Source organism: Streptomyces sp. NBC_00289 (assembly GCF_041435115.1).
Lineage (GTDB): Bacteria > Actinomycetota > Actinomycetes > Streptomycetales > Streptomycetaceae > Streptomyces.
Map to the genome: position 1 here is coordinate 6,852,710 of NZ_CP108046.1, position 12,643 is coordinate 6,865,352.

Genomic DNA, 12,643 nt, shown 5'->3' on the forward strand with positions numbered 1-12,643 from the left:
AGATTTATGGGAGTTCATCCCGGGTTACTCCGCCGCGCACTCCCAGAAGTCCCGCATCAGCGGTGTCGGGACCGGGTTCTCCATGGCCACCTGGGTGAGGAGGATGGCGACCGTGCCGGTGGACGGGACGATGTGGGCCGTGGTGCCCGTGCCGCCGACCCAGCCGTAGCGGCCGGGGACGTTCCAGGGGGCTGCCGGGGTGACGTCGACCGAGGCGCCGTAGCCCCAGCCCTGGTCCTCCAGGAACAGGGAGCCGATCTGCCGCTGCCGGGCCGTCAGGTGGTTGGTGGTCATGCGGCTCACCGAGGTGGGGGACAGGAGGCGGTGGCCGTTCGCCGTGCCGCCGTCGAGCAGCATGCGGGCGAAGGCCAGCCAGTCGTCGGCCGTCGAGGCGAGGCCGCCGCCTCCGGACGGGAACGCCGGGATGTGACTCCAGTCGCCGTCCGGGGCGTCCGCGAGTTCCCGTGCGCCCGTCGCGTCGGCGCGGTAGAAGCTCGTGAAGCGGTCCCGCTTCGCCGCCGGCACCTCGAACGCCGTGTCCGTCATGCCCAGCGGCTCGAAGATCCGTTCCGCCAGGAACTCCGGGAGCGTACGGCCCGACACCCGGGCGATCAGGATGCCCTGCAGGTCGGACGAGGTGCCGTAGAGCCATGCCTCGCCCGGCTGGTACACCAGCGGGACCTGGGCGAGCGCGGCCAGCCAGGTGTCCGGGTCCGGGTAGGCCTGCGGGGCTCGGCCGTCCTTCTGGACCTCGAACAGCGCCCGGACCGCGGGGAGCGAGAAGTCCGACGGGAAGCCCCAGCCCGTGCGGGAGCTGAGCAGGTCCTCGACCGTGATCGGGCGGGCCGCGGGGACCACGTCGTCCACCGGGGCACCGGGGGTGCGCACCACGGTCGGCTTCGCCAGTTCCGGCAGCCACCCCTCGACCGGGTCGTCGAGCCCGATCAGCCCGTCCTCCACCAGCGTCAGCACCGCCGCCGCAGTGACCGGCTTGCTGATCGAGGCGATACGGAAGATCGAGTCCCGGGCCATCGGGGCGGTGCCCTCGGCGTCCACGCAGCCGACGGTCACCACCTCGACGTCGGCACCGCGGGCCACGAGCCCGAGAGCGCCCGGCACCGTTCCGTCGTCGACGTGCCGTTGCAGGGTGGTACGCAGTGCGCTCATCGCTCGGCCTTCCGGTGCGGTGTCGTCGTACCACTACGCCCCCCCGGGCCGCGGGAAGTCATCGCCGGCCGCCGAGGAGGTTCTACGTCGCCGTCGGGTCCACCGTGGCCTGATGGGCCTCGGCCAGATGTTCCTCCGCCTTCAGCCAGGGCAGGAACTGCGCCCCCTTGCGCCAGCCGCAGGTGTCACATCTGATCGTGCGCTGCATCCCCGAGCGCTGCACCCGGACGACATGCTCGCGTCCGTGCTGGTCCCAGCGGCTCACCTTGCTCGTGTTGATCTCCAGCATGACGCCTCCAACGGCGACCCGCAGCGAAGAACCCGTCCGGGGGCGCGGTACGGGGCCCGCGCAGCAAGGAGTGTGCAGCAAGGTCGACATCAACGGGGGGCGTTCAGTGATGACTTGTTCAATTCGTGAGGACAAATCGGGAGAAGGGTCCGCGCCGGCGGCCTCGGCCTCAGCCGATCGTCCGTGGGAGACGCACGCTCAGCAGGCCGGTCAGGGCGATGCCCGCCAGCTGCACCAGAAGCGTCGTGACCAGGGCGTCCCGCATGCCCAGGCTGGACACCAGGGACAGGAACAGGGTGCCGAGGGTGGCCACGCCCAGCGCCAGCGACGACTGCTGGGCGGTGATCATGACGCCGCCGCCGACACCGGCCCGGGCGGGCGGCACCTCGGACAGGATGATCCGGAACACCACCGGGAGCTGGAGCGCCTGACCCGCGCCGGCGACCGCCGCGCCCGGGAGCAGCTCGACGAGCCCGAGGTCCGGCCAGGAGCCGCGCACGGCCAGCACCATCAGCGCCACACCCAGCCCCTGGATCACGGCGCCCGCCGTCACCACGCGGGTGCCGTGGCGGGCGACCAGCCTGGGGCCGGCCAGCGACACACAGAAGAAGACGACGGCCATCGGGGCCAGCGCCAGTCCCGCCCGCACCGGCCCGAGCCCCGCGCCCCGCTGCAGTGCCACCGCGATCACGAACATGAAGCCGCTGAAGCCGACGGAGAACGGCACGATCAGCACCAGGCCCCGGCGCAGCGACACCAGCTGGAACAGGCTCGGCGGCACCAGCGGCGTACGGCCCTGCCGGTCCGCTCTGCGCTCCACCGCGTAGAACGCCGCCGCCAGGAGCGGGAAGGCCGCCAGCGACAGCCACGTCCACAGCGGCCAGCCCGCCGCCCTGCCCTCCGTCAGCGGGGCCAGGAGCGCGAGCAGGGACAGTGCGAGCAGTACGGTCCCCGGCCCGTCCACCGGCTCGGGGCGCTGGGAGCGGGTCTCCGGTACGGCCCGGGCGGCCAGCACCAGGCCGGCGATCACCACCGGCACGTTCACCAGGAACACCGAACGCCAGCCGGTGCCGGCGATGTCCGCGGCGACCAGGATCCCGCCGAGGATCTGCCCGGCGACCATGGACAGCCCGGCGGTCGCGCCGTACAGGCCCATCGCCTTGGCCCGGCGGGGTCCGGCGGTGGCGGCCTGGATGGTGGCGAGCACCTGCGGGAGCATCGCGGCGGACGCCGCGCCCTGCGCGACCCGGGCGGCGACCAGGGTCCAGGCGGTGGGCGCGAGTCCGCAGGCCAGCGAGGTCAGCCCGAAGGCGGCCATGCCGCCGAGGAAGAGCCGACGCCGGCCGAACAGGTCACCGAGACGGCCGCCGAGGACGAGGAGCACGGCGTACGCGAGTCCGTACCCGGCGACGACGAGTTCGAGGACCGCCTCGCTCGCCGAGAGGTCGTGGCCGATGGTGGGCAGCGCGACGTTGACGATGAAGAAGTCGACGAGGGGAAGTGCCGCGGCCAGCAGCACGGTGAACAGCCCGAGGCCGCCGAGCAGGGGTGGGGCCACGGCGGTGGGGGCGGGGCGTGAAGTCGTGGTTTTGGTCACGTTCACGAGCCTGCGCCCGGCCGCAGGCTGGTACCAGAGTCTCCTTATCCTGGTACAAGGACTACCTGGAAACAGGGTCCGAACCGCGGCAGGCTGGAGGCATGACGACCATGGCCCAGGAGACGGTCCCCGGCACGCTCCCCGGCGGCACGGCCGTGGCGGAGGTCCGGCGGCACGAACTCGCCGCCTTCCTCCGGCACCGCCGCGAACATCTCGCCCCCGAGCAGGTCGGCCTGCCCCGCGGCAGCCGACGGCGTACCCCGGGCCTGCGCCGGGAGGAGGTCGCCCATCTCTCCGCGGTCGGCGTCACCTGGTACACCTGGCTCGAACAGGCCCGGGACATCCAGGTCTCCGTGCAGGTCCTGGACGCCCTCGCCCGCACCCTGCTGCTCGATCCGACCGAGCGCGCCCACCTCTTCCGGCTGGCCGGCGCGGCGGACCCGACGCCGGCCACCGCGTGTCCGTCGATCACACCGGCGCTGCGGGCGGTGCTGGAGCAGCTGGAACCGGTCCCGGCCTGCGTCCAGAACAGCCGGTACGACATCCTCGCCTACAACCGGACGTACGGGCTGCTGCTGTGCGACCTCGACGCGGTGCCGCCCGAGGACCACAACTGCATGATCCTCTGCTACACGCACGAGGAGTGGAGTTCCTCGATCGTGCACCTGGAGGAGACCCGCCGTCTCATGGCGGCCCGCTTCCGCGCCACGATGGCCGGCCATCTCGCCGAGCCGGCCTGGAAGCTGCTCCTCAAGCGGCTGCGCGCGGAGTCCCCGGCTTTCTGCGAGGCCTGGGACCGGCACGAGGTCGTCGCCCACCGCACCAAGCGCAAGGAGTTCGACAACCGTCACGTCGGCCGCATCACCGTCGACCACACCGACCTGTGGCTCGGGCCGGGGCTGGGTCCGAGGATGGTCACGTACGTGCCGGCGGACGAGGTGTCGCGGCAGCGGCTGGAGAAGCTGCAGGCCATGGCGCTGGCCCGGTAGCGCGCCCGCGTGGTGCCGGGCCGATCGGGCTCAGAGGTCGCGTGGTGCCGGGCCGACCGGGCTCAGGCGACGACCCGGGCCGCCTCGCGTACGTCCGTCGCCGCCAGTTGCTCAGCCGTCCGCTCCGCGCTCCGCCGGGCCCACGGCCCGCTGGTCAGCGCCCCGAACACCAGCACCGCCAGTCCGCAGGCCGTGAGGATCCACCAGCCCGGCCGGGCCGCCGAGACGAACGTGTCCCGGTACGACGACGAGCCCACGCCGGACGCCAGCACCGCGCCGATCACCGCGACCCCGAGCGTCTGCCCGAGCTGACGGCTGGTGGAGGCGACGGCGGCGGCGACCCCGGCCTGGGCCCTCGGCATGCCGGACACCGCCGTGTTGGTGATCGGCGCGTTCACGAAGCCGAAGCCGACGCCGAACATGACGTACCCGACGAACAGGGTGACGTTGGAGGTCTCGGCCTCGAAGGCGGCGAACAGCACCCCGCTGGCCGTCATCGCGAGGCCGGCGACGAGCAGGGACAGCCGCGGCCCCCGGGTGCCCACCAGCCGCCCCGACAGCGGGGCGCAGAGGAACATCGGGACCGCCATCGGCAGCATCCACAGACCGGCGTGCAGCGCGTCCAGGCCGCGCACGTTCTGCAGGTACAGCGTGGACAGGAACAGGAACCCGCCGAGCGAGGCGAACGCGCTGATGGCGATCACGGTGGCCCCGCTGAACGGCACCGAACGGAAGAAGCGCAGGTCGATGAGGGGTTCGGCGCGCCTGGGCTCGTACCGGAGCAGGCCGACGAGCGCGGCCAGCGCCAGCACCGCGAAGGGCAGAACCGTGGTGAGCCCGGCGGTCGGCGCCTCGATGATCGCGTACGTCAGGGAGCCGAACAGCGTGATCACCAGGAGCTGGCCGACCGGGTCGGGGCGGCGGGCCCTGGGCGCGCGGGACTCGGGCACGTAGCGCAGGGTGAGCAGGAGGGCGGCGAGACCCACCGGCAGGTTGACCCAGAAGATCGAGCGCCAGCCGACGGACTCCACGAGCAGCCCGCCGATCAGCGGACCGGCGGCCATGGAGATGCCGACCACCGCGCCCCACACGCCGATCGCGCGGGCCCGCTCGCGGGGGTCGGTGAAGGTGTTGGTGATGATCGACATGGCGACCGGGTTGAGCATCGACCCGCCGACCGCCTGCACCATGCGGAACGCGACGAGCGAGTCGAGGTTCGGCGCGAGCGAGCACAGCAGCGAGCCGATGACGAAGATCACCAGGCCCGAGAGGAAGACGCGCCTGCGGCCGATCCGGTCGGCCGTGGAGCCGGCCAGCATCAGCAGCGAGGCGAGCACCAGCGTGTACGCGTCGATCGTCCACTGCAGGCCCGCCGTGCTCGCGTGCAGCTCGTGCTGCATCGAGGGCAGGGCCACGTTCAGGGCGGTGACGTCGAGGCTCACGATCAGCAGGCTCATACAGCAGATCGCGAGAACCAGCATGCGGCGGCGATGGCTGAGCTCGGGCATGCGGGACATCGTACGCCCGTTTCGATAGTGCGGCTAACTAATGACTGATACATGATCATCGCCGATACGTGACAATGGGGGAATGCCCACGCCCGTTTCCCCCTTGCAGATCGGCCCGCACACCGTCCGGCCGCCCGTCGTACTGGCACCCATGGCCGGGATCACCAACGCCCCCTTCCGCACCCTGTGCCGGGAGTTCAGCGGGGGCAAGGGCCTGTTCGTGAGCGAGATGATCACCACCCGGGCGCTGGTCGAGCGCAACGAGAAGACCATGCAGCTGATCCACTTCGACGCGACCGAGAAGCCGCGCTCGATCCAGCTGTACGGCGTCGACCCGGCGACCGTCGGCAAGGCCGTCCGCATGATCGCGGAGGAGGACCTCGCCGACCACATCGACCTGAACTTCGGCTGCCCGGTGCCGAAGGTGACGAGGAAGGGCGGCGGGTCCGCGCTCCCCTACAAGCGCAACCTGCTGCGGTCCATCCTGCGCGAGGCGGTCAGCGGCGCCGGCGACCTCCCCGTCACCATGAAGATGCGCAAGGGCATCGACGACGACCACATCACCTACCTCGACGCCGGGCGCATCGCCGTCGAGGAGGGCGTGACGGCCATCGCCCTGCACGGCCGCACCGCCGCCCAGCACTACGGCGGCACCGCCGACTGGGACGCCATCGCGCGGCTCAAGGAGCACGTCCCGGAGATCCCGGTGCTCGGCAACGGCGACATCTGGGCGGCCGAGGACGCGCTGCGCATGGTCCGCGAGACCGGCTGCGACGGGGTCGTCGTGGGCCGCGGCTGCCTCGGCCGGCCGTGGCTGTTCGCGGACCTGGTGGCCGCCTTCGAAGGCCGTACGCACGACATCGCGCGGCCCGCCCTGCGCGAGGTCGCCGACGTCATGGTCCGCCACGCCACCCTGCTCGGCGAGTGGATCGGCGACGAGAGGCGCGGGGTCATCGACTTCCGCAAGCACGTGGCCTGGTACCTCAAGGGCTTCGCCGTCGGCTCCGAGATGCGCAAGCGGCTCGCGGTCACCTCCTCGCTGGCCGAACTCCGCTCCGGGCTGGACGAGTTGGACCTCGACCAGCCCTGGCCCGACGGCGCCGACGGTCCCCGCGGCCGTACGTCCGGCAACAACCGGGTGGTGCTGCCGGACGGCTGGCTGAAGGATCCCTACGACTGCGCGGGCATCGGCGAGGACGCGGAACTGGACACGTCCGGAGGCTGAACCCGCCGGACCGGGCGCTCAGTCCTTCGTTGGGTGGGGAGTGGACCCGTACGCCGTCAGGAAGCGGTCGCGGAACGAACTCATCTTCCACACCGGGGCGTTGTGGGCGGGCATCAGCCCGTCCGACCAGTTCCACGACGCCACCTTGTCGAGGACCTTCGGGTCCTTGGCGACGATCGACACCGGCACGTCCCGGCTGGCGTGGTTGCCGCTGACCCGGGCGATGGGCTGGTGGTCGCCGAGGAACACGAGAACCGTGTCGTCGGTGCCGTAGCGCTCCAGCCACTGCGTGAGGCTGGTGACCGAGTACTGGATCGACTTGCCGTACTCCTGCTTGGACCGGGTGGAGTCGGCGATGACGTCCGACGGCTTGTTGCCCGCCTTCTCGATCGGCCCGAAGACCGAGCCGTCGCCGAGCTGGTCCCAGCCGACCGTCTTCGGGATGGGCGCCCATGGCTGGTGGCTGGAGGTCAAAATGATCTCCGACATCAGCGGCTTGTCGCGCTTCCTGCTGTGCTCCAACCGCTGGAAGGCCTCCAGCGCGTACTGGTCGGGCATCGTCGACCAGCTGAACTTCGGGCCCCTGTAGCCCATCTGGAAGGCGTTGTAGACCTTGTCCAGGCCGTAGTACCTGGCCTCCGGCCAGCCCTTCTGGATGCCCGGCATGACCCCGACCGTGTCCCAGTCACCGGTCTTCTGGAACGCCTTGGTGAGACTGAGGTGATCACCGGCCATGACCGTGCGGTAGCGCTGCTGGTTGTCGATCCACAGGCCCGACATGGTGGTGGAGTGGCCGAGCCAGCTGCTGCCGCCGTACGTCGCCGACGTCAGCCAGCCGCTCTTCGCGTGGAAGCCGGCCTTCGCCAGAGCCGCGGTGCTCGCCTTGAGCGTCTTGTCGACACCGGGGGCGATGACCGGGTCCTCGATGGCGCTGCGGCCGTAGCTCTCGATGAACGTGAAGATCATGTCCTTGCCGCGCAGGTCGGGCACCAACTGGTCGCCCGGCGTGCCCCCGAAGCGGTCGGCGCCGGCTTCCTTCGCGAACGAGGCCTCGTCCCTGATGGTGTCCCTGACCCGCCGCGCCTGGATCTGCAGGGCACCGGCCGCACGGTCGGAGGCGACCGGCACGCCCGCCACCTCGATGCCGAGAGTGGCGCAGGTGATCCAGGCGGTGCCCGCGATGAGCGTGGCGCGGGTGGCGGTCTGGGTGTTGCGGGCCAGCAGGTTGCTGATTCGGACCGTCGCCAGCGCCATCACCACCAGCAGCAGCAGGACCAGCACGACGAGGCCGACGGTCGCGGCGATCGCCGTCGTCCTGCCCATCGAGTCCGCGACATACGACTGCGCGTCGGGCAGCAGCTCCCAGTCCAGGACGGCGTTGAAGCCCCGGCCCAGGTACTCGGTGAAGCCCATGTCGAGGAAGTTCAGCACGGTCAGCACGCCCAGGCCCACCCCGGACACGGCCGCCACGACGACGCGCGGCCGCCGCGGCAGGGCGACCACCACCGCCGCCACGACGATCGCCTCCGCCGGAAGTCGCGTGAACCGGTTGAGGTGCAGCGCGTTCACGTTGTTCGGCAGCAGCAGGGCGACGAAGACGAGAGCCGCCGCGAGGACGGTCGTCGTCCAGCGCAGAACCCGCGCGGTCTCCGGATACCGCGCACGCCAGGTGCGCAGGTGAGCCAGACGGGCTCCGAGCGAAGCGAGGACGGTGGTGCTGTGGGGAGTGGCAGTGGTCGTGGTGGAGGTTGCGGTGGGGGCGGCGGCGGTGGGGGACGCCTCGGGGGGCGCAGCCGTTGCTGCCTCGGCTTCGGCTTCGGCTTCGTTTTCCGCTTCGGCTCCAGGTTCGGCTTCGGCTTCGGTCTCGGCTTCGGCTCCGGGTTCCGCTGGTATCTCGGCGTCGGCCTCCACCTCGGTCTCGGCGGCGGTCTCGGCCTCGGGTGACGGGGGCGCGTCGGCCTCCGCCGGTGCCGCCGACGCGCTCTCGGACGACGCCGACGCCGACGGCGCACCGTCGTCCGGCGTGGACAGGTGGCGAAAGCGCGTGAAGACAGGCACCCGAAGGTCCTTCCGTACGAAGCCCGGTGAAACGGCGGACCCGACAAGGGGGAACGATTCCGCCGCATTCCCGTACGGCCGGTGCGCGAGCCCTGTTCAGCCCTACCGGACCAGAGCTCGGCAAACACCGGGCAAACGCCTCGTCAACCTCCCGGACCGACCACTCGCCGGCGGGCGCGCCGACCGCCCCGCTACGCGCCTCCCACCGCGGTGAGCAGCGCCAACGGAGCCGCCGCCGACCGCGACTCCCGCACACAGGCGTGCGGGTAGGGCACCGGCTCGGCGTGCGTGTCCCGGCCGTACCCCGCGAGGACCTCGGGGAGGCGGTGGCCGGCCGCGGTGGCCGCGTCGACGAGGGCGTGGGCGACGGTGCGGGCCTCGTCGTGCAGGCCGTAACGGGCCAGGCCCAGGGTGATCAGCGCGTTGTCGTGCGGCCACACCGAACCGCGGTGGTACGACAGCGGGTGGTACGCCCGCTGCCCGGCCGCCAGCGTGCGCACCCCCCAGCCCGAGAAGAAGTCGGGCTCCAGCAGGCGCCGGCCGACCAGCTCGCCGTACTCCTTGTCCAGCAGCCCGGACCACAGCAGATGCCCGGCGTCGGAGGCCAGCGCGTCGACCTGCCGGCCCTCGCCGTCGAGCGCGAGCGCCGGGAAGGAGTGGGCCCGCATCCAGAAGTCACGCTGGAAACGGTCGCGGAGGTCGGCGGCGGCCTGCTCGAGCAGGGCCGCGTACACCTCGTCGTCCCACACCGTGCGCGCGAGGTGCGCGGTGCGGCGCAGCGCGTCGTACGCGTACCCCTGGGCTCCCGCCGCCAGCACCGAGCCGCTCGCCCGGGTGCCGTCGGCGGAACAGATCGCGCCGGGGGAGTCCTTCCAGTTCTGGTTGGCCAGGCCACCCTGGTCGGCGCGGTAGACCAGGTAGCCGCGGGAGGTGAGCCCGCCGTGGTCGAGCATCCAGCCGATCGCCGCGCGGGCGTTGGGCTCCAGACGGCGGGCCAGCGCGGCGTCCCCCGTCTGCTCGACGTACGCCCCGAGCAGCACCAGGAAGAGCGGGGTGGCGTCGACCGAGCCGTAGTACCGGCCGTACGGCACCTGCCCGAAGTGCGCCAGCTCGCCGTGCCGTACCTCGTGCACGATCTTGCCGGGCTGCGCCACCGCGTCGGGGCCGACCTCCGTGGCCTGGGCTGCGGCGAGCGCGGGGAGCGTGGCGGCGGCCAGCTGGGGCCGGTAGGGAAGGGCGAACAGTGAGGTGAGCAGGGCGTCGCGGCCCAGCAGGGTCAGGAACCAGGGGGCGCCGGCGGCGGGCACCCGCAGCTCCTCGCCGTCCGGGCCGGTCGCCGGGACCTGGAGCGAGGCCAGGTCGGCGAGACCGCGCGCGCAGGCCGCGGCCAGCTCGGGCCAGCCGGTCGGGAACGCCACGCCCTCCACGAACTCGCCTTCGAGAGCGATGAGTTGCTCGTTGAGGGCGGCGGGGGAGCGGGGTACGCGCCGGGTCCGCCGGTCGCCGTGCGGCCGTGCCATGACCCGCAGCATCAGTTCCGCCGAGCCGTGCGCCTCCAGTTCCAGTGTCCAGACCAGGCGCCGGGCGCCCGTGCCGGTCTCCTCGACGGCGTCCGGCGCGGGCTCCGCCGTCACGGTCGTGACGGACCGCCAGTCACGGCGCCGATAGGTGAACTCCACGCCGTCGTCATGGATCTGGCGGGAGCGGGTGGCTCCGGACTTGGCGTAGGTGCGGTGGTCGGAGCGCAGCTCGAACTGGTCGGCGAAGTCGGCGTCCGCGGTGACCGCGAGGTGGACCGTCGTCGGCACCGGACGATTGCTCGTCACCCGCAGCGACTCGACGAACGCGCCGTCTCCGACGGCCTGTTCACGGAAGAGCGTGTACGCGGGCGGTTCCTGCCGGCCGCCGCGCGGAACGAGGACACAGCGTGCCGTGTCCCCGTCCGCGACCGGCGTGAGCGCCTCGGGCACCGCGCCGTCGACCGTCAGTTGCCAACGGCTCAGGTGTCGCGCGTCGCGCACGAACAATCCGTCCGGGGAGCTTCCGCCCCGGACCCCGCTGATGTCCCCACCGTCACCCACGGCGGCGAACGTCCCGCCGTGCACGAGCAGATGATGCCGGTCCGTCATCCCCGGTCCCCTCCTTTGACGCCCTTGAGTGCCTTGCCGTCCAGGCTGTTCACGTCCGGGCCGGTCACGCGGTCCGGACGTGCACGCCGCTCAGGTCGAACATGCCGCTGTCCGTGTGCGTGTCCGTGTCCGTGGCTGCGCCGGTGCCCGGTCCGGCCGCGCCGCCCGCGAGGGGCTCGTGCAGCAGGTCGAGCGTGAGCGCGGCGGTCCAGCTGAAGCCGGTCGCCCCGCAGGCCTCGCCGGTGTACGGATCGACGTACTCCGCGAAGTCCGAGCTGTCGGCGGTCCGCAGCACGGCCTCCCGCAGCGCACCCGCCCTCGCCTGCTCGCCGTGCTGCCTGAGCCCGCGCTCCACCAGCCAGCTCGTGTTGAACCAGGCCGGCCCGCGCCAGTAGCGGTGCGGGTCGAAGGCCTCGCCGAGCAGGTCGTAACTCGGTACGAGGCGGGTCGAGGTGCCGAGGCCGAAGTGCGGTGAGCACGCCGTCCCGACCAGGGCGGCGGTGATCTCGCGCGGGAGCCCGGGCAGCAGCAGCGGGATCAGCCCGGACACGCTCCGCTCGGGGATCAGCTCCCCGCCGCGCACGTCCCGGCAGAAGAACAGGTTCTCGGCCGGGTCCCAGAGCCGGTCGACGAGCGCGGCTGTCAGCCGTTCCGCGCGCGCGTGCCGGGCCGTGCCGGTGGCCCCCAGCTCCCGGGCGATGCGGGCCAGCGCGTGCTCCGAGGCGATGAGCAGGGCGTTGAACGCGGGGTCCTCCACCGCGAATCCGCCCGCACCTCTCCCCCCACCGCCCTCGACCGAGGCCCCGCGGGCCGGTCCCGTGTCCGCCCCGTCGGCGTATCCGCCGTCGCGGTAGTCCGTCGCCAGCCGCACGTAACGCCCGTAGTCCAGGTCCGTCGGCCGGTCGTCGGCGGCGCCGTGGTCGAGGTCCGCGCGGCGGAAGGAGCGGGCCGGGGCGGGCGTGATCCGGCTCAACGGGGCGTCCCAGCAGGGGCTGTTGTCCATACCCTGTTCCCAGGGGTGTACGACGGACGCCAGCGAGCCCCCGCCCAGGTCCCGCCGGTGCAGCAGATACCGGTGCCAGGCGGCGAGGCGTGGGTACACGCCGGCCAGGAAGCCGCGCGCCCGTGACAGACCCGGGTCCGCGCAGTGCACCAGCCACGCGGCCAGCGCGTGCACCGGTGGCTGCACGATGCCCGAGGTCTGTACCGTGCGCGGGGCGCCCGCAGCGCGCCCCGCGGTCGAGGAGCGCCAGAAGTCGGGGCTCGGGAAGTACGCGTCGAGCGGGACGGAGGGGTTGAAGACGATGTGCGGGATCCGCCCGTCGCCCCACTGGGCGCCGAGCAGCGTCTCCAGCTCCGTCTGGGCCCGTAACGGCGACAGGTGGCGCAGACCGATGGCGATGAACGCGGAGTCCCAGGACCACTGGTGCGGGTACAGGCCGCGCGAGGGCACCGTCGACGTGCCGGTCCAGTTGCCCTCCAGCACCCGGGCTGCCCTGACGTGCAGTGACGGCTTGGTCACGGCCGGATCGTATGCAATGGGCTCCGGGCCCGAAACCTCACCATGGCCGGAAAAGGGAGGTGAGGACATGGTGCGCGCGTGGTCCAGGCGTCCCGCGTTACGAGCGGTCAGTTGGGTTGTGCGGTCCACTCAGGCTCCCCGAAGACGTACGGCCGACCA

The 12,643-nt window shown here is 72.3% G+C and carries 9 protein-coding genes; 2 read left to right on the forward strand and 7 right to left on the reverse strand.

Annotated elements, in window-relative coordinates; translation table 11 throughout:
• Positions 1-24: 24 nt before the first annotated feature.
• The 3 genes from OG985_RS31055 to OG985_RS31065 form a co-directional block, all read right to left on the reverse strand.
• Positions 25-1,167, reverse strand: coding sequence for a serine hydrolase domain-containing protein (locus OG985_RS31055; RefSeq protein ID WP_371671653.1), 1,143 nt, complete (start codon positions 1,165-1,167; stop codon positions 25-27).
• Between the two features lie 82 nt (positions 1,168-1,249).
• Positions 1,250-1,456: a hypothetical protein gene (locus tag OG985_RS31060; protein WP_371671654.1), complete on the reverse strand. Its 207-nt coding sequence runs from the start codon at positions 1,454-1,456 to the stop codon at positions 1,250-1,252.
• Between the two features lie 169 nt (positions 1,457-1,625).
• Positions 1,626-3,053 (reverse strand): MFS transporter, encoded by a 1,428-nt coding sequence (locus tag OG985_RS31065; RefSeq protein ID WP_371671655.1) that lies wholly within the window; start codon positions 3,051-3,053, stop codon positions 1,626-1,628.
• 101 nt (positions 3,054-3,154) lie between these two features.
• On the opposite strand from OG985_RS31065, the gene OG985_RS31070 reads away from it, so the two are divergent.
• Positions 3,155-4,042, forward strand: a complete 888-nt coding sequence (locus OG985_RS31070) for a helix-turn-helix transcriptional regulator (RefSeq protein ID WP_371671656.1) — start codon at positions 3,155-3,157, stop codon at positions 4,040-4,042.
• A 62-nt stretch (positions 4,043-4,104) separates the two neighbouring features.
• Here the strand turns inward: OG985_RS31070 and OG985_RS31075 are convergent, their stop codons facing one another.
• A complete protein-coding gene (locus OG985_RS31075; protein ID WP_371671657.1) occupies positions 4,105-5,550 on the reverse strand; it encodes an MFS transporter in 1,446 nt (481 codons plus the stop codon).
• Positions 5,551-5,632: 82 nt separating this feature from the next.
• On the opposite strand from OG985_RS31075, the gene dusB reads away from it, so the two are divergent.
• Positions 5,633-6,775, forward strand: a complete 1,143-nt coding sequence (dusB, locus tag OG985_RS31080; RefSeq protein WP_371671658.1) for a tRNA dihydrouridine synthase DusB — start codon at positions 5,633-5,635, stop codon at positions 6,773-6,775.
• Positions 6,776-6,793: 18 nt separating this feature from the next.
• Here dusB and OG985_RS31085 read toward each other — a convergent pair whose 3' ends face one another.
• The 3 genes from OG985_RS31085 to OG985_RS31095 form a co-directional block, all read right to left on the reverse strand.
• Complete coding sequence (locus OG985_RS31085; protein WP_371671659.1) at positions 6,794-8,833, reverse strand: CDP-alcohol phosphatidyltransferase; 2,040 nt, start codon at positions 8,831-8,833, stop codon at positions 6,794-6,796.
• Positions 8,834-9,024: 191 nt separating this feature from the next.
• The gene (locus OG985_RS31090; protein ID WP_371671660.1) at positions 9,025-10,962 is read right to left on the reverse strand and encodes a glycogen debranching N-terminal domain-containing protein; all 1,938 of its coding nucleotides are present in this window, start codon (positions 10,960-10,962) and stop codon (positions 9,025-9,027) included.
• A 64-nt stretch (positions 10,963-11,026) separates the two neighbouring features.
• Positions 11,027-12,613: a hypothetical protein gene (locus tag OG985_RS31095; RefSeq protein ID WP_371671661.1), complete on the reverse strand. Its 1,587-nt coding sequence runs from the start codon at positions 12,611-12,613 to the stop codon at positions 11,027-11,029.
• Positions 12,614-12,643: the final 30 nt, after the last annotated feature.